Origin of the sequence: Micromonospora noduli (genome assembly GCF_003264475.1) — a bacterium.
In the GTDB taxonomy this organism is placed as follows: domain Bacteria; phylum Actinomycetota; class Actinomycetes; order Mycobacteriales; family Micromonosporaceae; genus Micromonospora; species Micromonospora noduli.
In genome coordinates this window covers 317,316-339,639 of record NZ_PYAC01000042.1, presented here as the reverse complement: position 1 = coordinate 339,639, position 22,324 = coordinate 317,316, and the positions used below count along the sequence as shown (strand labels likewise).

The 22,324-nt window shown below is 71.3% G+C and carries 23 protein-coding genes; 10 read left to right on the top strand and 13 right to left on the bottom strand.

All coding sequences use genetic code 11. From position 1 onward, the window contains the following. Positions 1-105 precede the first annotated feature (105 nt). Genes MED15_RS30545 through MED15_RS30535 form a run of 4 tightly spaced genes read left to right on the top strand, consistent with a single transcriptional unit; the run spans position 106 to position 3,519 of the window. Positions 106-1,818: a nitrite/sulfite reductase gene (locus MED15_RS30545; RefSeq protein WP_112583665.1), complete on the top strand. Its 1,713-nt coding sequence runs from the start codon at positions 106-108 to the stop codon at positions 1,816-1,818. Then, positions 1,815-1,976 (top strand): hypothetical protein, encoded by a 162-nt coding sequence (locus MED15_RS33690; RefSeq protein WP_165435836.1) that lies wholly within the window; start codon positions 1,815-1,817, stop codon positions 1,974-1,976. Before MED15_RS30545 ends, MED15_RS33690 begins: the two co-directional genes overlap by 4 nt. Further along, positions 1,973-2,734: a phosphoadenylyl-sulfate reductase gene (locus MED15_RS30540; RefSeq protein WP_112600967.1), complete on the top strand. Its 762-nt coding sequence runs from the start codon at positions 1,973-1,975 to the stop codon at positions 2,732-2,734. Before MED15_RS33690 ends, MED15_RS30540 begins: the two co-directional genes overlap by 4 nt. After that, positions 2,716-3,519, top strand: a complete 804-nt coding sequence (locus MED15_RS30535) for a sirohydrochlorin chelatase (RefSeq protein ID WP_425271095.1) — start codon at positions 2,716-2,718, stop codon at positions 3,517-3,519. The genes MED15_RS30540 and MED15_RS30535 overlap by 19 nt, the downstream gene beginning before the upstream one ends. Positions 3,520-3,609: 90 nt before the next feature. Here MED15_RS30535 and MED15_RS30530 read toward each other — a convergent pair whose 3' ends face one another. Further along, on the bottom strand, positions 3,610-3,867 hold the full coding sequence (locus MED15_RS30530) for a WhiB family transcriptional regulator (RefSeq protein WP_088950012.1): 258 nt from the start codon (positions 3,865-3,867) through the stop codon (positions 3,610-3,612). 450 nt (positions 3,868-4,317) lie between these two features. After that, on the bottom strand, positions 4,318-5,268 hold the full coding sequence (locus MED15_RS30525; RefSeq protein WP_091406065.1) for a diacylglycerol/lipid kinase family protein: 951 nt from the start codon (positions 5,266-5,268) through the stop codon (positions 4,318-4,320). A 43-nt stretch (positions 5,269-5,311) separates the two neighbouring features. On the opposite strand from MED15_RS30525, the gene MED15_RS30520 reads away from it, so the two are divergent. Then, a complete protein-coding gene (locus MED15_RS30520; protein WP_112583663.1) occupies positions 5,312-5,701 on the top strand; it encodes a hypothetical protein in 390 nt (129 codons plus the stop codon). Between the two features lie 22 nt (positions 5,702-5,723). Here MED15_RS30520 and MED15_RS30515 read toward each other — a convergent pair whose 3' ends face one another. From MED15_RS30515 to sodN, 3 genes are read right to left on the bottom strand one after another with little or no spacing between them, the layout of a single operon-like run. After that, positions 5,724-6,131, bottom strand: a complete 408-nt coding sequence (locus tag MED15_RS30515; protein ID WP_091406059.1) for an ATP-binding protein — start codon at positions 6,129-6,131, stop codon at positions 5,724-5,726. A 32-nt stretch (positions 6,132-6,163) separates the two neighbouring features. After that, a complete protein-coding gene (locus MED15_RS30510; protein WP_112583662.1) occupies positions 6,164-6,685 on the bottom strand; it encodes a GNAT family N-acetyltransferase in 522 nt (173 codons plus the stop codon). Further along, on the bottom strand, positions 6,682-7,086 hold the full coding sequence (gene sodN, locus MED15_RS30505) for a superoxide dismutase, Ni (RefSeq protein ID WP_112583661.1): 405 nt from the start codon (positions 7,084-7,086) through the stop codon (positions 6,682-6,684). The genes MED15_RS30510 and sodN overlap by 4 nt, the downstream gene beginning before the upstream one ends. A gap of 84 nt (positions 7,087-7,170) precedes the next feature. On the opposite strand from sodN, the gene MED15_RS30500 reads away from it, so the two are divergent. The 3 genes from MED15_RS30500 (at position 7,171) to MED15_RS30490 (ending at position 9,933) form a co-directional block, all read left to right on the top strand. Then, a complete protein-coding gene (locus MED15_RS30500; protein ID WP_220090464.1) occupies positions 7,171-7,521 on the top strand; it encodes a S24/S26 family peptidase in 351 nt (116 codons plus the stop codon). A 145-nt stretch (positions 7,522-7,666) separates the two neighbouring features. Then, a complete protein-coding gene (locus tag MED15_RS30495; protein ID WP_112698557.1) occupies positions 7,667-8,845 on the top strand; it encodes an NAD(P)-dependent malic enzyme in 1,179 nt (392 codons plus the stop codon). 125 nt (positions 8,846-8,970) lie between these two features. Then, positions 8,971-9,933: a zinc-binding dehydrogenase gene (locus tag MED15_RS30490; protein WP_112583659.1), complete on the top strand. Its 963-nt coding sequence runs from the start codon at positions 8,971-8,973 to the stop codon at positions 9,931-9,933. 176 nt (positions 9,934-10,109) lie between these two features. Here MED15_RS30490 and MED15_RS30485 read toward each other — a convergent pair whose 3' ends face one another. Continuing rightward, a complete protein-coding gene (locus tag MED15_RS30485; RefSeq protein ID WP_112600968.1) occupies positions 10,110-11,075 on the bottom strand; it encodes an alpha/beta hydrolase family protein in 966 nt (321 codons plus the stop codon). A gap of 91 nt (positions 11,076-11,166) precedes the next feature. Beyond that, entirely contained in the window at positions 11,167-12,216 is a 1,050-nt protein-coding gene (locus MED15_RS30480; RefSeq protein ID WP_112600969.1) for an aldo/keto reductase, read from the bottom strand. 96 nt (positions 12,217-12,312) lie between these two features. On the opposite strand from MED15_RS30480, the gene MED15_RS30475 reads away from it, so the two are divergent. Beyond that, entirely contained in the window at positions 12,313-12,774 is a 462-nt protein-coding gene (locus tag MED15_RS30475) for a MerR family transcriptional regulator (protein WP_112583656.1), read from the top strand. Here MED15_RS30475 and MED15_RS30470 read toward each other — a convergent pair. Both MED15_RS30470 and MED15_RS30465 read right to left on the bottom strand, forming a co-directional pair. Then, on the bottom strand, positions 12,656-13,201 hold the full coding sequence (locus tag MED15_RS30470; protein ID WP_146766761.1) for a nucleotidyltransferase domain-containing protein: 546 nt from the start codon (positions 13,199-13,201) through the stop codon (positions 12,656-12,658). The genes MED15_RS30475 and MED15_RS30470 overlap by 119 nt on opposite strands. Positions 13,202-13,228: 27 nt before the next feature. Next, entirely contained in the window at positions 13,229-14,125 is an 897-nt protein-coding gene (locus MED15_RS30465) for an alpha/beta hydrolase family protein (RefSeq protein WP_112733687.1), read from the bottom strand. 157 nt (positions 14,126-14,282) lie between these two features. Here MED15_RS30465 and MED15_RS33685 point away from each other — a divergent pair, with 157 nt between their 5' ends. After that, entirely contained in the window at positions 14,283-14,456 is a 174-nt protein-coding gene (locus MED15_RS33685) for a hypothetical protein (RefSeq protein ID WP_167362491.1), read from the top strand. A 116-nt stretch (positions 14,457-14,572) separates the two neighbouring features. On the opposite strand, the gene MED15_RS30455 is transcribed toward MED15_RS33685, so the two are convergent. The 4 genes from MED15_RS30455 to MED15_RS30440 form a co-directional block, all read right to left on the bottom strand. Further along, the gene (locus MED15_RS30455) at positions 14,573-15,688 is read right to left on the bottom strand and encodes an acetate/propionate family kinase (RefSeq protein ID WP_112737583.1); all 1,116 of its coding nucleotides are present in this window, start codon (positions 15,686-15,688) and stop codon (positions 14,573-14,575) included. Beyond that, positions 15,685-17,754: a phosphate acetyltransferase gene (gene pta, locus MED15_RS30450; protein WP_112737581.1), complete on the bottom strand. Its 2,070-nt coding sequence runs from the start codon at positions 17,752-17,754 to the stop codon at positions 15,685-15,687. Before pta ends, MED15_RS30455 begins: the two co-directional genes overlap by 4 nt. A gap of 212 nt (positions 17,755-17,966) precedes the next feature. Next, positions 17,967-18,152: a DUF6104 family protein gene (locus MED15_RS30445; RefSeq protein ID WP_030490374.1), complete on the bottom strand. Its 186-nt coding sequence runs from the start codon at positions 18,150-18,152 to the stop codon at positions 17,967-17,969. 148 nt (positions 18,153-18,300) lie between these two features. After that, complete coding sequence (locus MED15_RS30440) at positions 18,301-22,056, bottom strand: multifunctional oxoglutarate decarboxylase/oxoglutarate dehydrogenase thiamine pyrophosphate-binding subunit/dihydrolipoyllysine-residue succinyltransferase subunit (RefSeq protein WP_112600972.1); 3,756 nt, start codon at positions 22,054-22,056, stop codon at positions 18,301-18,303. Positions 22,057-22,324 lie beyond the last annotated feature (268 nt).

Below are 22,324 nucleotides of genomic sequence, written 5' to 3'. Positions count from 1 at the left end.
GCTCCGCGCCGGCTGTCTGAAGACACCGTTGTCCCGCCCGCTTCGCCGGGCCGGCCGCCGCGCCCCGCGTATCCCGAGGCACAGCAGACAACGGAGGACGCCGCGATGGCGGTCAGCAGCATCCCGGCCCGTTCCGAGGACCCGACGGCTCGCCCGACCCGAGCGCCGCGCCGGCCACGGGGTGAGGGTCAGTGGGCGCTCGGCCACCGCGAGCCGCTCAACCCCAACGAGCGGATCAAGAAGGACGACGACCCGCTCAACGTCCGGGCCCGCATCGAGACCATTTACGCGCACCGCGGCTTCGCCTCGATCGACCCGCAGGACCTGCGGGGCCGGTTCCGCTGGTGGGGCCTCTACACCCAGCGCAAGGCGGGCATCGACGGCGGGCGTACCGCCGTGCTGGAGCCGCACGAGCTGGAGGACGAGTTCTTCATGCTCCGGGTCCGCATCGACGGCGGGCAGCTCAGCCTTGCCCAGCTGCGCGTGATCGCGGACATCTCCCGGGAGTTCGCGCGGGACACCGCCGACATCACCGACCGGCAGAACATCCAGTACCACTGGATCCGGGTCGAGGACATGCCGGAGATCTGGCGTCGGCTGGAGTCGGTCGGTTTGCAGACCACCGAGGCGTGCGGCGACTGCCCGCGGATCGTGCTGGGCAGCCCGGTCGCCGGGGTGGCCCGCGACGAGCTGCTCGACCCGACTCCGGCGATCGACGAGATCGTCTCCCGGTACGTCGGCGACAAGCAGTTCTCCAACCTGCCCCGCAAGTTCAAGACGTCGATCTCCTGGCTGGTGGACACCCCGTACGAGTCGAACGACATCGCCTTCCTCGGTGTCGACCACCCGGAGCACGGGCCCGGCTTCGACGTCTGGGTCGGTGGGGGCCTCTCCACGAACCCGATGCTCGCCAAGCGGCTCGGCGTCTGGGTGCCGCTGGCCGAGGTGCCGGACGTGTGGGCCGGGGTGGTCGGGATCTTCCGCGACTACGGCTACCGCCGACTGCGCAACCGGGCCCGGTTGAAGTTCCTGGTGGCCGACTGGGGCGTGGAGCGCTTCCGCGAGGTCCTGGAGAAGGACTACCTCGGTCGTACGCTGCTCGACGGCCCGCCGCCGGTCCTGCCGTCGAAGCCGGTCGACCACGTGGGCGTGCACGAGCAGTCCGACGGGCGGCACTACGTGGGCGCCGCTCCCGTGGTGGGGCGGGTCTCCGGCGCGCAGCTCAGCCAGCTGGCCGACGTGGTCGAGGCGCACGGCAGCGATCGGGTGCGGCTCACCCCGTACCAGAAGCTGCTGGTGCTCGACGTGCCGTCGGAGCGGACGGAGTCACTGATCGACGCGCTGCGCGGGATCGGTCTGGAGGCCCGGCCGTCGGCCTGGCGGCGCGGCACGATGGCGTGCACCGGCATCGAGTACTGCAAGCTCGCCATCGTCGAGACGAAGGCCCGCGGCGAGGAGTTGGTGGCCCGGTTGGAGCAGCGGCTGCGCGACTTCGACGCGGACATTTCGATCCACATCAACGGCTGCCCGAACGCGTGCGCACGCACCCAGGTGGCCGACATCGGGCTCAAGGGTCAACTGGTGGTCGGCCCGGACGGCCGGCAGGTCGAGGGTTTCCAGGTGCACCTGGGCGGCGGGCTGGGCATGGCCCAGGGGCAGACCGCCGGTTTCGGCCGCAAGCTTCGCGGCCTGAAGACCACCGCCGACGAACTTCCGGAGTACGTGGAACGGCTGGCCCGTCGCTACCTGGCCGGTCGGAGCGAGGGCGAGACGTTCGCCAACTGGGTGATCAGAGTCGACGAGGAGGAACTGCGGTGAGCAGCGAGAACCGAGCGGCACCTCTGTACTGCCCGTACTGCGGCGAGGAGGACCTGCGGCCGCACGAGGCGGGTCACGGCGCCTGGGAGTGCCACGCCTGCACCCGGGTCTTCTCGGTGAAGTTCACCGGGTTGCTGAGTCGGGCGGTGACCTCATGAGTCTCGTCTCGGCCGCGAGCCTGCGACTGGTGGGCCCGGGCGGCTCGACGCCGGCCGACCCGGCCCGGCGCGACCCGGAGGAGCTGCGGGCCCTGGCCGAGCAGGCCGCTCGGGACCTGGAGGGCGCCCCGGCACTGGAGATCGCCCGCTGGGCGGCGCAGACCTTCGGTGAGCGGTTCTGCGTGACCAGCTCGATGGCCGACGCCGTGCTGGCGCACCTGGTCTCCCGGGTGGCCCCCGGGGTGGACGTGGTCTTCCTCGACACCGGCCTGCACTTCCCCGAGACGCTGCGGGTACGCGACGAGGTCGCCCGGACGCTGCCGGTGAACGTCAGGTCGATCCGGCCCCGGCTCACCGTCGGCCAGCAGGACGGCCAGTACGGGCCCCGGCTGTTCAACAAGTCGCCGGACGACTGCTGCCAGTTGCGCAAGGTGGAGCCGCTGGAACGGGCTCTGACCGGGTACGACGCCTGGGCTGCCGGCCTGCGTCGGGACGAGTCGCCGAGCCGGGCCAACACACCGGTGGTGACCTTCGACGCGCGTCGGGGCAAGGTCAAGGTCAACCCGATCGCGGCCTGGTCGCAGAAGGATGTGGACTCCTACATCGCCCGTTTCAACGTGCCGGTCAACGAGCTGTTCAAGCAGGGTTACGGGTCGATCGGCTGCTGGCCGTGCACCCGCCGTACCAAGGCCGGCGAGGACGCGCGGGCCGGCCGGTGGGCCATGTTCGAGAAGACCGAGTGCGGGCTGCACGTCTGACCTCCCCGGCGGCGACCCTGACCGGCTCCGGTGCCGCTGGCGGGGCGGCCCCGGTGGTGCTGGTCGCGCACGGCAGCCGTGACCCGCGGGCGGCCGATGCCACCCGGGCGCTGGCTCGGGCGGTGTCGGCGGCCCGGCCGGGCACACCGGTGTGGGCGAGTTGGCTGGACCACACCGAGCCGGGGCCGACCCAGGTGCTGCGCGACCTGGCCGTGGCCGGCCATCGCCGGGCGGTGCTGGTGCCGCTGCTGCTGACCGCCGCCTACCACCATCGGGTGGACATCCCGGCGGCGGTCGCCGCAGCGGCGCGGTCCGGGCCACCGCTGTCGGTACGGGTGACCGATGTGCTCGGCCCGGCGGACGACACGCCCGATCCTGCGCTGCTGGCCGGGTTGTGCCGGCGGCTGGGTGAGACGCGTCCGGGCCGCTTCGACGCGTTGGTGCTGGCCGCGGCGGGCACCCGGGACGCGCGGGCGCGACGATCGGTGGGCCGGGTCGCCGACGCGCTCGGCGTGGAGTTCGGGGTGCCCTGCCGGGTGGCGTACGCCTCGGCGGCTCCACCGGCGACCGGTGTGGCGGTGTCCCGGCTGCGGGCGTCCGGCGCGCGCCGGGTCGCGGTGGCCGCGTACTTCCTGGCGCCGGGGCTGTTCCACGACGCGGTGACCGAGGCGGCCGGGGCGGCGGGTGCGGTGGCGGTCGCCGCGCCGCTGACCGACGCACCGGAGTTGGTCGAGCTGGTGCTGCGTCGGGTCGACGACCGGCCCGTGCTGGCGTCTACGGGCTGATAACCCGTGCTGGCACTGTGTGATCCGGTGCCGGACAGCAGAACGCCCCGGTGGGCGAACCCACCGGGGCGTACAGCTGTGTGTTGGGGATCAGGCGGAGTGAGCGCGCAGCACCCGGAGACCGCCACGCCGCTTGACGGCGCGCCGCTCCTCCTCGCTCATTCCGCCCCAGACGCCGGCGTCCTGACCAGACTCGAGTGCCCACTGAAGGCACTGGTCGGTCACGGAGCAGCGCCTGCAGACGGCCTTGGCCTGCTCGACCTGCAGCAGAGCCGGTCCAGACGTCCCGATCGGGAAGAACAGCTCCGGGTCTTCGTCGCGGCAGACACTATGGTGACGCCAGTCCATGGCGGCAACACTCCTCATTCTGGATGGGTGGCGAACAATTGCTTGGTCGTGCTTTTCCTATATGCATCCGCAGTGCCGATGGTGACAGTTAGCGTCCGTCCATTCGGCAGTGCGTGAGCAGGCGTTCAGCGCCGGGGACCTGCTGGAACAGCTCAACCTGACGAGCATATCCAGGCAATGTCCCGGTAACTCAAGTTCGCTTGTGAATACTTTCACGAACAGTCGCGATGTCAAGGGTGACGCTCGGAAAAACTCCGGTCGGTGAGCAAGCCCACAACCCCTTTGTCCGGGTTCCAGTGCTTTCCTGGTTACCCGCCGTGCCACAGCCGAGGATCAATATAGTACAGTCCGCGTGACATTGCTGACATTTCCGGCACCTGCCCCTCGGTGTGGCGGCGACCAGGTCGATCGGTTGTGGCCACCGTGTCGACCAAGGGCAGTACCCGAGACCTAGCAGATTACTCTCAGTGCGGCCGGAACGGAGGTGAATCTGACTTTCTCCCGCTCGCCGAGATAGTCCCCGTCCAGCTGGAACGCCTGTGGACGGCTGGAGACCAGCGTGAACTCCGCCGTGTCATGGAGTCGTAACACCTGCCGACCGCGTGGATCCGGTTGCCGGGACAGGAACTGCGTCACTGTCCGTGTTGTGCTAGCCACCCGGAGCTGACGCAACGCCAGCACATCCAGCCCGAGATCGAACGACGCCGCCGGGTTCGGGTTGACCTCCCGGTCGCCCAGGTACGTCCAGGGGGCCGTGTTCTGGATGATGACGGTGGCCAGCTCGGCCTCCGCAGGCTCCCCCGGACGCTCCAGCACGATCGCCGGGTGCCGCCGGTCCGAGGCGAAGAAGTACTGATTCATGATCGAACGCAGATAGAGCGACGGTGTGGAGACCCGCCCCTTCCGCCGGGCCTGCTCCACCCGGTGGATCACCGCGGCATCCAGGCCGAAGCCGGCGCAGAAGGTGAAGTAGCGGTCGTCGGCGAGGCCCAGCCCCACCGTCCGGCTCCGGCCCAGCCGCAGTCCTTCCAGGATCATGCTGGTCGCCTCCGGCCACTCCCGGGGCAGGCCCACCGCACGGGCGAACACGTTTGTCGAGCCACCGGGAACGGTCGCCAGCGCGGGCAGTCGCTCGGCCATCGGCGCGTCGCCGGCGCGAGTCGGCGGTTCGGCCGTCATCAGGCCGTTCACCACCTCGTTCACGGTGCCATCGCCACCCAGGGTGACGACCAGGTCGACGCCCTCAGCGGCTGCCTCCCGGGCCAGCGCCACGGCGTGCCCACGCCGACGGGTGTAGCGCACGCTGAGATCGACTTCGCTGCGCAGCGCCCGGACGAGCACGTCCCGGCTGCGTTCGCTGGTGGTGGTGGCCTTCGGATTGACCACCAGGACGGCCCGCATGGGCGGCACTGTACCTTCCGGCAGCCCGGGTATCGTGGCGCGCGTGACCATCGACTCGGACCCGATCCCCGTCACGCTCCGCTGGGCGGTCCGGCTGCTGTGGGCGGAGGCGGCCGTCGTCGGGCTGATCGCCGTCTGGTTGGTCTGGGCCGACCTCACGGCCACCCGTACCGACCTGCTGGCGGCGTTGCTGGTGACCGCGTTCGCCATCGGGGCGGCCGTCGTGCTCTGGGCCCTGGGTCGCGCGCTGCTGCGCCGTCAGGCGGGCGCACGAGCTCCCGCGATCGTGCTTCAGCTGATGCTGCTGCCGATCGGGTGGTTCATGATCCAGGCTGGCCTGGGCTGGCTGGGCGTGCCGCTGATGGCGCTCGGCCTGGGCGTGGCCTGGCTGCTGATCTGCCCTCCGACGACCCGCGCCCTCGGCTTCGAGTGACCGCGCCGGTGCGTCGGACCGGTCAGTAGCCGCCGGAGCGGCGGGTGAGCAGCGCGATCGTGGCCCGATCGTCGGCGGAGGTGGCGGACGCCGAGGTGGTCAGCGCGGTGAGCACCTTCCAGGCGAAGGACGACTCGGCGGGCAGGGTGGCACCGCGCACGGTCGGCACTGTCACCTCGACTGTCAGCGCGTCCTCGGTGACCGCGAAGCGGCACTCCAACTCGGCGTCGCGGGTGGCGATGGCGAGCAGCATGGCGCACGCCTCGTCGACAGCGATCCGCAGATCCTCGATCTCGTCGAGCGCGAACTGCAACCGGGCCGCGAGACCGGCGGTGGCGGTGCGGAGCACGCCGAGGTAACCGCCGTCGGCGGGCACCGTGAGGTGCACCACGTCGTCGTCGATTGCTGGCTGGCCAGTCAGTTGAGTCACGCCTCATCCCCCCGGTCGGGGACTCTACCCGGTCAGCCGTCCATACGCGTGCCGGCGGTGGTGGCGTGCCCGGCCAGCTCGCGGAGCGCGGCGCCGCTGAGTCGGTAGGGAACCCACTCGCTCATCTGCTCGGCGCCGATCGAGGCGTAGAAACCGGCGGCCGGATTCCAGTCGATCATCGACCACTCCAGCCGCTGGTAGCCGCGCCGTACGCAGATGTCGGCCAGCGCGGCGAGCAGAAGTCGACCGGCTCCGGTGCCCCGGGCGGCCGGCCGGACATAGAGGTCCTCCAGGTGTATGCCGTGCACGCCGGCCCAGGTGGAGAAGTTGAGGAACCACAACGCGAAGCCGACCGGCTCGTCGCGCTCGTCCACCGCGACGTGACCGAAGAGCGCCGGAGCAGTCGTGAACAGCGCCGAGGTCAGTTGCTCGGCGGTGAGGTGGCACTGCTCCGCGGCACGCTCGTACTCGGCCAACTCGTGCACCATGGCGACGACGGCCGGCACGTCCTCGGGACGTGCCGGCCGGATCGTCGGGATGACCGGGGAGGTCACGCCTTCTTGGTCTCCCAGAAGATCTTCGAGATCTCGTCGATCTTCGCGAGCAGCTTGTCGGCGGTGGCCGGGTCGAGGCTGCCCTTGACGCCACCGGCGCCGGCGAGCTTGGTGGCCTCGTTGAACAGGCTGTGCAGGTTCGGGTACTTCTCGAAGTGCGGCGGCTTGAAGTAGTCGGTCCACAGCACCCAGAGGTGGTGCTTGACCAGCTCGGCGCGCTGCTCCTTGATGATGATGGCGCGGGTGCGGAACTCCGGGTCGGTGTTCGCCTGGTACTTCTCGCAGATCATTTTGACCGATTCGGCCTCGATCCGGGCCTGAGCCGGGTCGTAGACACCGCACGGCAGGTCGCAGTGAGCGCTCGCGGTGACGCGGGGCGCAAGGATGCGCGGAAGTCGCATCGGGATCCTCCATGGGAAGTTTGCGATGATCAAAGGCGACATTACTCCTGGGAATGCTCCCCGAACCGGGTGGAGGTGAAACCAGTGGCCGCCGATCACCCGGCTGAGGTGCCCCGGCTGCGGAGGCCGCTGACCGCCGTTCTGGTGACCGGGCCGTCCATGGCCCCGACCCTGCGGCACGGTGACGCGGTACTGGTTCGTCCCGGTGGCCGCCCGATCCGAGCCGGCGACGTGGTGGTCGCGGTCTTCCGGACCCGCCCCGATCTGCTGGTGGTGAAGCGTGCGGTCCGGCCGCAGGACGGCGGCTGGTGGCTGCGCGGCGACAACGACCTGATCACCGACGACTCCCGGGCGTACGGGGTGGCCGACGTACGAGGACGCGTGGTGGCCCGCTACTGGCCGCGCCCCGGGCGGGTACCCCGTCGTCAGTTATGACCCTGCTCACATCCGAGGGGTGGTGTCGACACTATGCTCGGAAAGTGCCCGGGTGACCCCCCGCACCGCGTGCCACCGCTCGCCGCCCACCTCGCGGCGGGGCCGGCCGCCTCACATCTGCTCGACAGATCCTGGAGTCACCACCATGCCTTCGTCCACCGTGGACCCCGCTGATCCCGTCTTCCTGCTGCACCGGGGCGGCAAGATGGCCGTCACCTCGACCGTGCCGCTCACCAGCCGGGAGGACCTCTCCCTGGCGTACACCCCGGGGGTGGCCCGGGTGTGTGAGGCGATCGCCGCCGACCCCGCCCTGGTGGACGACTACACCTGGGTGTCGCACACGGTCGCGGTGGTCACCGACGGCTCGGCGGTGCTCGGGCTGGGCAACATCGGTCCCCGGGCCGCGCTGCCGGTGATGGAGGGCAAGGCGGTGCTGTTCAAGCAGTTCGCCGGGGTGGACGCGGTGCCGGTGTGCCTGGACACCCAGGACGTGGACGAGATCGTCGCGGTGGTGCGGGCGCTGGCGCCCTCGTTCGGTGGGATCAACCTGGAGGACATCAGCGCGCCGCGCTGCTTCGAGATCGAGCGTCGGCTCGACGAGGCGCTGGACATCCCGGTCTTCCACGACGACCAGCACGGCACCGCCATCGTGGTGCTCGCCGCGCTGCGCAACGCCGCGACGTTGCTCGACCGCAAGCTCGGTGATCTGCGGGTGGCGGTGAGCGGCGCGGGCGCGGCCGGCGTGGCCGTGACGAAGATGCTGATCGCCGGGGGCGTCAACCCCGACCAGGTGGTGGTCTGTGACTCCAAGGGGATCATCGGCCGGCACCGCACCGAGCTCACCGGCACCAAGGCTGAGCTGGCGGCGAGCACCAACGCCGACGGCCGCCAAGGCGACATCACCGAGGCGTTGCGCGGCGCGGACGTGCTGGTCGGGGTCTCCGGCGGGCAGATCCCCGAAGCGGCGGTGGCCGGGATGGCGCCCGGCGGGATCGTGTTCGCGCTGGCGAACCCGACCCCCGAGGTGCACCCCGAGGTGGCCGCCCGGCACGTCGCGGTGGTCGCCACCGGGCGCAGCGACTACCCCAACCAGATCAACAACGTGCTGGCCTTCCCCGGTGTGTTCCGCGGTGCGCTCGATGCCGGTGCCACGCGGATCACCGAGGCGATGAAGGTCGCCGCCGCGGACGCCATCGCCGGCGTGGTGGCCGATTCCCTGACCGCCGACGCGATCGTTCCGTCCCCGCTCGACCCGCGCGTCGCGCCGGCCGTGGCCGAGGCGGTCGCCGAAGCCGCCCGCCGCGACGGCGTCGCCCGCCGGTAAGCGCACATGACCGGGGGCGCTCTGCGCCGCCGGCCTGTGCGCACGCGTGGGCCGGGGGCGCTCCGGCGCAGCATGCGCCGCCGGCCTGCGCGCACAGCTTCTTAACGAGCCCTCAGCTTGTTACCGTGCCGATCATGCGTGCTGCCTTTGCCTCCCGTTTCGACGATGCCGATCCGCTCGCCGCGCTCACCGTCGGTGAGCGGCCCGAGCCGACCCCTCCGGCCGACGACTGGGTGACCGTGCAGTTGCGGGCCACCTCGCTCAACCACCACGACCTCTGGTCGCTGCGCGGGGTGGGTCTCACCGAGGCCCAGCTGCCGATGATCCTCGGCTGCGACGCGGTCGGGCTGGACCCGGAGGGACGCCCGGTGGTCGTGTACCCGGTGGTCGTCACGCCGGGTGACCCGCGCGGGGTGTCCATCCTCTCCGAGCACTTCGCCGGGACGCTCGCCGAGCGGGTGGCCGTACCCCGCTCGAATCTGATCCCGCTGCCCGATGGCATGGCGGCGACCGACGCGGCGTGCCTGCCCACGGCCTGGCTGACCGCGTGGCGGATGTTGACCACCAAGGGCCGCGTCGCGGACGCCGACAGCGTGCTGGTCCAGGGCGCGGGCGGTGGCGTGGCCACCGCGGCCGTCGCGCTCGCCGTCGCGATGGGCAAGCGGGTGTACGCGACCAGCCGCGACGCCGTAAAGCGGGACCGGATCTCGGCCCTCGGCGCCATCGCCGTGGAGCCCGGTGCCCGGCTGCCGGAGCGGGTGGACGTGGTGATCGAGACGGTCGGCGCGGCCACCTTCGACCACTCGCTGAAGTCGGCCGCGCCGATGGCCCGGATCGTGGTCTCCGGCGCGACCGCCGGGCACGAGCCGTCGGTCAACCTGCGCCGGGTCTTCGCCATGCAGCTGGAGATCCTGGGCACCTCGATGGGCACGCCCGGCGAGCTGTACGAGCTGCTGGCGTTCTGCTCCGACAACGAGGTGCGCCCGGTGGTGGACAGCGTCATCCCGTTCAGCCGGGTCGAGGACGCCTTCGCCCGACTGCACTCCGGCGACGCCTTCGGCAAGGTCGTCATCGACCACACCGCCTGACGCGCACCGCATCGCCGCCGCCCGGCCTTGTCTGACCTGGCGCGGCCTGGCCCCGCCGCAAGATCGCGCAACATCATGGAAATAGTGGCCTCCGCGTCGTGGGAGGCCACTATTTCCTGGTTACTGCACGATCTTGTGGCGGCCGGAGCGGCTAAGGCGCACGGCGCGGGCGGGCCTCAGAGGTGGTCGTCGAAGGTGGCGATGTCGCCGCGCGTCGCGTCGGTGGGGATGCGCTTCCTGGCGTCCGCGTCGCCGTAGAGCGACCAGCGCAGGAACTCGACAGACGTGTCCGAGACGACCCGCAGCGTCGCGCCGTCGCTGAGCAGCGCCCGCCCGTGGTCGCCCTTGGGCAGGCTCAGCATCGCCTTCGGCCAGGGCACCTTGTCGTACGCGGCCCTGCCCGCCGCGTACTCGACCACCTCGTCCAACTCGCCGTGCACGAACAGTTGCGGTGCGGCAGCGCCGGCGAACGCGGTGCCCACGCCGAGCGCCGTGCCCGCGAACACCACACCCGCGTCCAGTCGCTCGTCGCGGCTCGCGGTGAACAGGCCGATGGTGGTCACCCCGCCCGCCGAGTGCCCAGCCGCAGCCACCCGCTCGCTGTCCAACCGGCCGCGCAACGCGTCGTCGGCCTTGCCGTTCAACGCCAGCACCTGGTCCAACGCGTACGACACATCGGCGGGCTGGTTGAGCACGTCGAGGACGTTGTTGTCAGCGCCCCGCGAGGTGTGCGGGAACGTCGGCGCGGCCACCACGAAACCCGCCGCCGCCCAGCGGGTCAGCAGCGTGGCGTAGTCGTCCGGCCGCCCACCCAGGCCGTGACTGAACATCACCACCGGAAACCGGCCCTCCGCCGCGGTCGCCGACCGCTTGGCCGCGCCGCCGGACTGCCCGGCCGCCGGGTACCAGAGCGTCGTCGGCAGCGCGCGGCCGTCCCGGTTCAGCTTGAGCTGGCGTACGCCGACCGCGAAGGCGCGCTGCGGGGCCTTGCCCGCGGGCACCTGCGGTGTCGGTGTGGCTGCGGGTGGTGGTTCGACGGGCGCCTGCTGGCCCTCGGTCTTCCTGGCGTCCGCCGAGCAGCCGACCAGACCGGCCATGAGCACGGCGCTGGCCAGCAGGGCGGGGGTGACGCGACGTGGCATGAATCCAATTGTGCCCTGCCCCGCTGACGTGCCCGGTGGACTTCAACGCGGTGTGCCCGTCGACTCACCTAGCGCTGCCCGGCGGCCGGTATCAGGCCGCAGCACGTTCGGCGAGCGGGCGTCGCCGTCGTGCGGTGTCGGTCAGCGCGCGCAGAGGAAAGGCGGCGTTGGGGTTGTACCGGTTCGTTCCGGGCGGAACGATCTCGTCGATCCGGTCGAGGGTCGCGTCGTCCAGGGTGAGCGTGGCGCCCTTGAGTAGGTCCTCCAGTTGCGGCATGGTTCGCGGTCCGATGATTGCCGAGCTGACGGCCGGATGGGCCACGGTGAAGGCGATGGCGAGCTGCGGAAGCGTGCAGCCGATGCTCGCCGCGAGGTCGACGAGCTGTTCCACGATGTCGAGCTTGGCGGCGTTCTCGGCGATCGTGGGGTCGAACTGCGCCGGCCGGAGCACGGCCCGCCCGGTCGACAGGTCGATGGGCTGGTCCCTGCGGTACTTGCCGCTGAGGAACCCGAAGGCGAGCGGGCTCCAGACCAGCACCCCCATGCCGTAGCGCTGGCAGACCGGGAGGGTCGACGCCTCGACGCCGCGGGCCAGGATCGAGTACGGCGGCTGCTCGGTGCGCAGGCGTCCGAGGCCACGACGCTCGGACACCTGGTGCGCCTCGACGATCTCCTCGGCCGGGAAGGTCGAGCAGCCGAAGGCGCGGATCTTTCCGTCGCGGACCAGGTCGGTGAGCACCGAGAGGGTCTCCTCGATGTCGGTCGAGGGGTCGGGACGGTGGATCTGGTAGAGGTCGATCCAGTCGGTGTTCAACCGTCGCAGGCTGCCCTCGACGGCCTTGAGGATCCACCGCCGCGAGTTGCCACCCTGATTGGGCCCCTCGCCCATCGGAAAGTGCACCTTGGTGGCCAGCACGACGTCGTCCCGGCGCCCCCGCAGCGCCTTGCCCACGATCTCCTCGGACTCACCCCGGCCGTACATGTCGGCGGTGTCGACGACGTTGATGCCCTGGTCGAGGGCGGTGTGGATGATGCGGACGCAGTCGTCGTGGTCGGGGTTGCCGACGGCACCGAACATCATGGTCCCGAGGCAGTGGGTGCTGACCTCGATGCCGGTGCCGCCGAGCGTGCGATAGCGCATGCCGATGCTCCCTTGGGTGATTCAGTAATGATCAGCTGGCACGCACCCTAGGAGCTTGAGTCGGCTCTAGGTCAACCCCTCGTTACCCTGCTCGGCATGGCTGAGGTCACCGCGAGTCTGAGCATCGGGCAGATCGCCGAACGCACCGGCTTGAGCGTGCACACCCTCCGCTTCTACGAGCAGGAGGGCCTCTTCGTCAGTCCCGTACGCCGGGGGCCGGGCGGGCGTCGCAGCTACACCCAGGACGACGTGGACTGGCTGACCGTCTGCATCATCCTCCGCGCCTCCGGCATGCCCCTGCCCGCGCTCCGCCGGTACACCGACCTCGTCCGGGAAGGCACCGGTAACGAGGAGGAACGGCTCGCGCTCCTGCGCGAGCACCACGGTCGCGTCACCTCCCAGATCGACAGGCTCACCCAGAGCCTGGATCTGATCACCTTCAAGGTCGGGCTCTACGAGGATCTGCTTGAGCAGGACCGGCGCGCAGCCGGGCCAGGTCGTCGGCGTCCTTCGGGCGGCGGGGACGTTCCGGCATCCAGACCGGGTACATCTGCTTGAACTCGATCTGGGCCGCCACCGATATGGTCGGCGCGGTGAGCGGGCCGATCCGGCCGGGTGGGGCGTCCAGCATCCCGGCCGGCAGCGGGGTGCCGGCCCAGGATCCGGCACCGACCGTCGGTCGGCCGGCGGCGTCGCGACCCAGGTACGCGAAGCTGACCTCCACGTCGGCGGCGAACAGGTCGAGCTGCGACTCCACCGGCATTCGCGGGTCGGGAAGCCAGCCCCGGGCCAGCAGCAGGTCGGCCAGCCGGTCCGCGTCGTCGCGCCAGCAGTACCAGTCGACGTCCAGGTGCGGGCGGGTCACCGTACCGAGCTGGAAGTCCATCGCCCAGCCGCCGCGCAACCACACCGGGATGCCGACCGCCCCTGCCACCGCGAGCACCTCGGCGATGCTCGCCAACTGCCGGCGCGCAAGCTCGTCCACCGCAAGACCGTACCGGTGTCGGCCGGGTCAGTGGGCCGGGCGGGACTCGTAACGGGTCACTGTGGGGGAGTGGGCGTCGGCGGGGAGGCGGGCACCGGCGGCCCGGTCGCCGTAGAGGGTCCAGCGCAGGAAGTCGGTGGTGGTGGCGAGGACCGGGGCGAAGCCCGGATGGCCCGGTGTGAGGTACGCGCCGTGGTCCTGGCCGAGCAGGCTGAGGAACGCGGCCGGCCCGGGGGTGCGCGCGTACGCGGCCCGGCCGACCGTCACCGGCACCACCGGGTCGGCCGTGCCGTGCACGAAGAGCACCGGCGCGGCCGGTCCGGCGAAGCTGCCCGGCAGCCCACCGCCGGCGATCACGATGCCGGCGCGTAGCCGGGCCGGGTGGCCCTCGCTGAACATGCCGGAGGTGGTGAAGCCGCCCGCCGAGTGGCCGGCGGCGGCGACCGAGGTCAGGTCGAGGTGCCCGGCGAGGGGATCGACAGGGCTCCGGTCGAGGCCGCCCAGAAACCGGATCAGTCGCCAGGCGTCGGCCGGCTGGTGGCGTACGTCGGCCCGGGTGAAGTTCGCGGCGCCCTGCCGGGTGTGCGGGTACGCCGGTGCGGCCACCACGAAACCGGCCCCCGCCCAGCGGGTGGTCAGGCCGGCGTGCAGCTCGGGCAGGCTGCCCAGCCCGTGGCTGTAGATCACCACCGGGAACCGTCCGGCCGCCACCTGATCGGTCGACGCCGGGTACCAGATCGTCACCGGCAGGGGGCGCGCCGAGCGCGGATCGAGGGTGAGCGTACGCACGCCGACGGCGTACGACCCCTCGGGCGCCCGACGCGCCGACACCGGCCCGGTGGCCCCGCCGGCCGTGGCCGTGGCCGGCGCACAACCGGCAAGCAGCGCTGTCACCAGTACGGCCATCAGCCGGCCCGCCCCCATCGTTCCACGGTAGGTGCCCGGGCGGGCGTAGCGGCCCCGCCGTCCGGCTCGGGTGCATCCGCCACCCGGTCGGGTCACCTCCGCCGGCCGGGTCCACCCCTGGGACGCCGCCGGCCGGGGACGGTGCCGCGTCACCAGCTTCGCTAGGGTCACCGGCATGCCTGAGAACTACACGGACCCCAGCGGCAACACCGAGGCGTTCCGCGCCTTCAACCAGACGCCGGAGACTGCGGCGCCGACGGAGGCCCCGTCCCGTCTGCCGCTCATCATCGGTGCGGCGGTGGTCGTCGTGGTGCTGGTGGCACTCGTCGCCTGGCTGGCGACCGGCTGACCGAGTCGCCTGGCTGGCGCCGCACCGATCAGGTCGCCTGGCTGCGGCCGTACTGAACGGGCTTCACCGACTCGCGCGCACCCTCGGGCCTCCCGGGGGTGCGCGCCTCAGTGGCGTCAGGCCGCCCCGACCACGTCCCGGGTCTGCCTGGCGATTTCCCGCTCCTCGTCGGTGCGGATGACGCAGACGCTCACCTCGGCGCCATCGGGGGAGATCAGCCGGTCGCCCTCGCCGTTGTTGCGGGCTTCGTCCACGGCGATGCCGAGCCGGCCCAGCCCGGCCAACGCGGCGGCCCGCACCGGCGCGGCGTGCTCGCCGACCCCGGCGGTGAAGGTGATCGCGTCGACCCGGCCGAGCAGCGCGTAGTACGCCCCGACGTACTCGGTGATCCGCCGGCAGTACACGTCGAAGGCCAGCGCCGCCGCCCGGTCACCGGCCGCCCGGCGTTGGAGCACCTCGCGCATGTCGTTGACCCCGGTCAGCCCGAGCAGGCCACTGCGGTGGTTGAGCAGGTCGTCGATGTCGTCCACCGACAGCCCGCCCTCGCGGCGCAGGTGGAAGATCACGGTCGGGTCCACGTCGCCGCTGCGGGTGCCCATCACCAGCCCCTGCAACGGGGACATGCCCATCGAGGTGGCGACGCTGCGACCGTTCGCCACCGCGCAGGCGCTGGCCCCGTTGCCCAGGTGCAGGGTGATCGTGTTGACCTGTTCGTACGGGCGGCCCAGCAGCTCCGCGGTGCGCCGGGACACGTACGCGTGTGAGGTGCCGTGAAAGCCGTACCGGCGGATGTCGTACCGCTCGGCGGTGTCCCGGTCGATCGCGTACGTCGCGGCGGCCTCCGGCAGGGTGTGGTGGAACGCGGTGTCGAAGACGGCGACCTGCGGGACGTCCGGCAGCGCCGCGCGGGCCACCTCGATGCCGGCCAGGTTGGCCGGGTTGTGCAGTGGGGCGAGCGGCACCAGATCCTTGATCGCGGCCAGCACCGCGTCGTCGACCAGTACCGGTGCGCTGAACGTCCGGCCACCGTGCACCACCCGGTGTCCGACCGCCGCCAGCCCGGTCAGGTCGAGCCCGTCCAGGATCTGCCGGACCGCCTCGGTGTGGTCCGCCGGGCCGCCACCGGGCTCACCGATCCGCTCGACGGTGCCGTGGTCGAGTGCCCGGTCACCGTCGTAGCGGCGCCACTTCACCGACGACGACCCGCAGTTGAGCACCAGCACCTGACTCACGACGCCTCCTCGGTGGCCGCCTGGATGGCGGTGATCGCCACCGTGTTGACGATGTCCGGCACCGTGGCGCCCCGCGACAGGTCGTTCACCGGCCGCCGCAGGCCCTGCATGACCGGGCCGACGGCGACCGCCCCGGCGGAGCGCTGCACCGCCTTGTACGTGTTGTTGCCGGTGTTCAGGTCCGGGAAGATGAAGACGGTGGCGTGCCCGGCGACGGGACTGTCGGGCAGCTTCGTGGCCGCCACCGCCGGGTCGATCGCCGCGTCGTACTGGATGGGCCCCTCGACAAGCAGGTCGGGCCGGCGCTCCCGGACCAGCGCGGTGGCCGCGGCGACCTTCTCCACGTCGGCGCCCGCGCCGGAGCTGCCGGTCGAGTACGACAGCATCGCCACCCGGGGTTCGATGCCGAACCGGGCGGCGGTGTCGGCCGACGAGATCGCGATGTCGGCGAGCTGGGCCGCGTCCGGGTCGCGGTTGACCGCGCAGTCGCCGTAGACCAGCACCCGGTCGGCGAGCAGCATGAAGAAGACGCTGGAGGCCACCGAGACGTCCGGGAGCGTACGGATGATCTCGAACGCCGGCCGGATGGTCGCGGCGGTGGTGTGCGTGGCGCCGGAGACCATGCCGTCGGCTCGGCCGGTGGCCACCATCAGGGTGCCGAAGTAGTTGGGCTGCGCAACGATGTCGTGCGCCAACTCGGCGGTGACGCCCCGGTGGGCGCGCAGCCGGGCGTACTCGGCGGCGAAGTCGTCGCGCCACTCGCTGGTGCCCGGGTCGACCACCCGCATGTCGCCGAGGTCGATGCCCAGCTCCCGGGTGCGCCGGGCGATGTCGTCCGGCCGGCCGAGCACCGTCAGCTCGGCCACTCCACGCCGTAGCAGGATCTCCGCCGCGCGCAGGATCCGCTCGTCGGTGCCCTCCGGCAACACCAGGGGCCGGGGCTTCGAGCGGGCACGGTCGATCAGCTCGTTCTCGAACATCAGTGGGGTGACCCGCGCCGACCGGCTGACCCGCAGCCGACGGGCCAGGTCGTCGGTGTCCACACAGCGCTCGAACGCGCCGAGCGCGGCCTCCACCTTGCGGGGATTGGACGCGCTGGGCCGGCCCTCGATGCGACTGGACGCGGCCACCGTGTCGTAGCTGTCGAGACGCACGGAGAGCACCGCCAACCCGGTGTTGAGGCCCTCCACCAGCCGCATCACCCTGGGGTCGGGCTGTTCGCCGAGGGTGAGCACCAGCCCGGCCACCGACACCTGCCCGGCCACGTGCGCGGCGCTCGCGGCGACGAGCAGGTCGGCCCGGTCCCCAGGGGTGATCACCAGGGCGCCCTCGGTGAGGTGGCCCAGCAGGGTCGGCACGTGCGCCGCGCCGACCACGAAGTCCAGCACGTCGCGACCGAGCGCGGCGTCGTCCCCGGCCAGCAGGGTGGCACCGAGCGCCGCCGCCACCTCGGCCACCGTCGGCGCGGACACGCTCGGCACCTCCGGGATGGCGTACGCGGGGACCGGCAGGTCGGGCAGCGTCATCGGCTCGGTCACCCGGTTGGCGATCACCGCGAGCACCGTCGCGCCGAGGTCGGCCAGATCGTGGTACGCCCCCCGCATCGCCGACGCGACCGCCGCCGGCTCCTGCCCGAAGCCGTCCACCACCGGCACCACCACGCTGCCGAACTCGGTGGCCAGCCGGGCGTTGAAGGCCAGTTCCCGGGGGTGGGCCGGGTCGCCCGGCTCGTCGAAGTCACTGCCCACCACGACCACCGCCGGGCACTGCCGCTCCACCGCCCGGTAGCGCTCGACGATGGCGGAGATGAGCTGCTCCCGTCGGCCGTCGGCGACCAGCGCCGAAGCCTCGGCGTAGCTCGCCCCGGCCAGTTCGGACAGCGGCACCTCGACCCGGTAACGCTCGCTCAGCAGGGCGAGGATCGGGTCCTGGCCGGTGTCGACCACCAACGGCCGGAACACGCCGATCCGTCCGACCTGGCGGGACAGCAACTCGGCGAGCCCGAGGGCGATCGTCGACTTGCCTCCACCCGAACCGACGCTGGTCAGATACACGCTGCGAGCCACGTACCCACCCTAGAAGATCGCGAGGCCCCCCACCCGGGCCGTCCGACCCTGCCCCCGCCCCCCGCCCCTCCGCCCCCGGCCCCTGCGGTCCTGCGGCCCCGACCCCCCGCCCCGGTGATCATGGAGTTATCGCCCGACACGCCGACGACACGCGCGGACAACTTCATGATCAACGCGCGGGGGTGGGGGCCGGGGGTGGGGTGGGGTGGGGGTTAGGCGTCTTCGTCGTCGGGATCGTCTAGGCGGGCCAGGTAGGTGGCCAGACGCTCGATGGGGGTTTCGAAGTCGGGGTTGAGGTCGACGAAGTCGCGCAGGCGCTCGCCGAGCCACTCCAGGGTCACCTGCTCCTCGCCCCGGCGCTCGACCAGCTCCTCGATGCCACGGTCGGTGAAGTACATGGGGTACGTCCTCGTGCTCGGCCCGGCTCGGGCCGGGCGGGTGGTGGGTGGATGGTCAACCGGCCGGTGGGTGGACCAGCGGACCTACGAGAGCCGGGGCAGGACCGTGGTGAAACGGCCCTGCCCCGGTTTCCGTGCTCAGGTCAGGTCACGGGCGGGGGAGAGCCGCCTCGATCAGCGCGTTCTGCTCGACCTCGTGGGTCTTGGCCGAGCCGACCGCCGGGGCGGCCGCGGCCGGGCGGGAGATCCGCCGCAGCCGAACGTCCGTGAGGTGCTCCAGCAGGTTGAGCGCGACGAACGACCAGCCACCCTGGTTGGCCGGCTCCTCCTGCACCCAGGCGAAGTCCTCGGCGTTCGGGAACTGCGCGAGGGCGGCCCGGATCTCCTCCACCGGCAGCGGGTACAGCTGCTCCAGCCGGAGGATCGCGGTGTCGGTGACGCCGCGCTCCTGCCGGGCCTGGAACAGGTCGTAGTAGACCTTGCCGGAGCAGAGCAGCACCCGCTTCACCGCCTCCGGCGCCGGGGCGGCAGTGTCGCGCAGCACCGGCTGGAAGGTGCCGGTGGTGAAGTCCTCCACCGACGAGACGCAGAGCTTGTGCCGCAGCAGCGACTTCGGCGTGAACACCACCAGCGGCTTGCGCTTGGGCGACAGGGCCTGGCGGCGCAGCAGGTGGAAGTAGTTCGCCGGGGTCGTCGGGATGGACACCCGCATGTTGTCCTCGGCGCACATCTGCAGGAACCGCTCCGGCCGACCGGAGGTGTGGTCCGGGCCCTGACCCTCGTGGCCGTGCGGCAGCAGCAGGGTGATGGCGGAGCGCTGGCCCCACTTCACCTCACCGGACGAGATGAACTCGTCGATCACCGACTGGGCGCCGTTGACGAAGTCGCCGAACTGGGCCTCCCAGGCGACGAGGGCGTTGATGTTCTCCACCGAGTAGCCGTACTCGAAGCCCATCGCCGCGTACTCGCTGAGCAGCGAGTCGTGCACGAAGAACCGGGAGCGGTCGCCGTCGCCGGTGAGCGACTTCAGCGGCAGGTAGTCGTCGCCGGTGCGGGAGTCGACCACCGAGGCGTGCCGCTGGACGAACGTGCCGCGACGAGAGTCCTGTCCGGCGAGCCGGACGGTGACCCCGTCGTGCAGCAACGCCCCGAGCGCGATGATCTCGCCGAAGCCCCAGTCGATGTTGCCCTCGACGGACATCTTGGCCCGCCGGTCCAGCAGCTGCTGGATCCGCTTGTGCGGGGTGAAGCCCTCCGGCAGGTTGATGTGCGCCTCGCCGATGGCCTTGACCACTGACGCGTCGGTGGCGGTGTCGACCTGCGGCTCCGGCTCCTCCTCGCGGCGCGGCCGGTTGAGCTGGCGCGGTGCCGAGGCGGCGTCCCGGGTGGCCTTGAAGACCTTCTCCAGCTGCGCCTGGTAGTCGCGCAGCAGCTCCTCCGCGTCCTCCACGGTGATGTCACCGCGACCGATCAGCTCCTCGGTGTAGAGCTTGCGGACCGAGCGCTTCGAGTCAATGATCTTGTACATCTGGGGGTTGGACATCGACGGGTCGTCGCCCTCGTTGTGCCCGCGCCGGCGGTAGCAGACCATGTCGATCACAACGTCCTTGTTGAACGTCTGCCGGTATTCGAACGCCAGCCGGGCCACCCGGACCACGGCCTCCGGGTCGTCGCCGTTGACGTGGAAGATCGGCGCCTGGATCATCCGGGCCACGTCGGTGCTGTAGAGGCTGGACCGGCTGTACTCCGGGGCGGTGGTGAAGCCGACCTGGTTGTTCACCACCACGTGCACGGTGCCGCCGGTGCGGTAGCCGCGCAGCTGCGACAGGTTGAGGGTCTCGGCGACCACGCCCTGCCCGGCGAAGGCGGCGTCACCGTGCACCGCCAGCGGCAGCACGGTGTAGCCCTCCAGCTTGAGGTCGATCCGGTCCTGCTTGGCCCGGACGATGCCCTCCAGCACCGGGTCGACGGCCTCCAGGTGCGACGGGTTGGCCACCACCGACACCTTGACCGCGTGCTCGCCGTCGGGGGTGGTGAACTTGCCGTTCTGACCCAGGTGGTACTTCACGTCGCCGGAGCCCTGCGTCGAGCGCGGGTCCAGGTGACCCTCGAACTCCGAGAAGATCTTCTCGTACGGCTTGCCGACGATGTTGGCCAGCACGTTGAGCCGACCCCGGTGGGCCATGCCGATGACGACCTCGTCCAGCCCGTTCTCGGCGGATGACTCCAGCACCTCGCCGAGCAGCGGGATCAGCGACTCGCCGCCCTCCAGCGAGAAGCGCTTCTGGCCGACGTACTTCGTCTGCAGGAAGGTCTCGAACGCCTCGGCGGCGTTGAGCCGGTTGAGCACGTGCTTCTGCTCGTCGGCGGACGGCTTCTCGTACTTGCGCTCGATCCGTTCCTGGACCCAGCGCCGCTCCTCCGGGTCCTGGATGTGCATGTACTCGATGCCGACGCGGCGGCAGTACGAGTCGCGCAGCACGCCGAGGATCTCGCGCAGCTTCATCCGCTGCCGGCCGGCGAAGCCGTTGACCGGGAACTCGCGGTCCAGGTCCCACAGGGTGAGCCCGTGCTGGAGGACGTCCAGGTCGGGGTGCTTGCGGATCTTGAATTCCAGCGGGTCGGTGTCGGCCATCAGGTGACCGCGCACCCGGTACGCGTGGATCAGCTCGTGCACCCGGGCGGTCTTGTTGATCTGACCCTCGGAGTTGACAGCGACATCGCGCATCCAGCGCACCGGCTCGTACGGAATGCGCAGCGCGGTGAAGATCTGGTCGTAGAAGCCGTGCTCGCCCAGGATCAGCTCGTGCATCACCTTGAGGAACTCGCCGGACTGCGCGCCCTGGATGATCCGGTGGTCGTACGTGCTGGTCAGCGTGATGATCTTGCTGACCGCCAGCTCGGCCAGGGTGGCCTCGGACATCCCCTGGTAGGGGGCCGGGTACTCCATCGCGCCGACGCCGATGATCGCGCTCTGCCCCTGCATGAGCCGCGGCATCGAGTGCACGGTGCCGATGCCGCCCGGGTTGGTCAGGGAGATCGTGGTGCCGGAGTAGTCCTCCATGGTCAGCTCGTTGCGCCGCGCCCGTCGGACCACGTCCTCGTACGCCTGCCAGAACTGCCGGAAGTCCATCTGCTCGCAGCCCTTGATGGAGGGGACCACCAGGTTGCGGCTGCCGTCCGGCTTGGCGAGGTCGATCGCGATGCCGAGGTTGACGTGTGCCGGGCGGAGCACCGCCGGCTTGCCGTTGGCCTCGGTGAAGGAGTTGTTCATCTCGGGGTGCTGGACCAGCGCGCGCACCAGCGCGTAGCCGACCAGGTGGGTGAAGCTGACCTTGCCGCCCCGCCCACGGGCGAGGTGGTTGTTGATCACGATGCGGTTGTCCACCAGCAGCTTGGCCGGGACCGCGCGCACGCTGGTCGCGGTGGGCACGCTCAGCGACGCGTCCATGTTCTGGACGATCTTCGCCGCGACGCCCCGCAACGGCGTGGTCTGCGGGCCGTCGGCACTCGGCGCGGCGGCCTTGGCGGCCGGCTTGGCCGGAGCGGTCTTCTCCGGCGTGGCCTTCGGTGTGGCCGCAGCGGCGGGCTTGGCCGGCGCCGGCTGGGCGGCGGCCGGCTTGCTAGCGGTCGCCGGCTTGGCCGGGGCGCTCGGCTGGGCAACCGTGGCGGCTGCCTCCGGCTGACCGTCCGGCTCCGGGGCGGCGGCCGGCTTGTCCGAGGATTCGGCGCCGCGCGGGGTGCCCGCGCCCGGTGCCGGTCGGTAGTCGGCGAAGAAGTCGTGCCAGGCCGAATCGACGCTCGATGGGTCGGCGAGGTAACGCTGGTACATCTCCTCGACGATCCACTCATTCGGGCCGAAACCCGCCAGTGGGTTCTCCTGCGAAGTCTGCTGGGTCGACACGGCCGGTAATCGCCTCTTTCACGCGGGTTTGTGTGGCACGCGGTGGGTCCGTCGCGCCCGATTAGGAGCACGGACTAGACGGCTCCCAGGCTACGCCGTACCGATCCCGCAGGCATTTCCGCCTCGGTCCCGTGGCCGGTTTCACAGAAGATGCCAGAAGTTCAGCAACGCCTGCGCGCACCGTGTCGAACTGGTAACACCCGGCCTCGCGCGGCCGGTCGCCGAGGGTGACGCCCGACCCCGGAGCGGCCAGCCTGTCGGCGCCGCT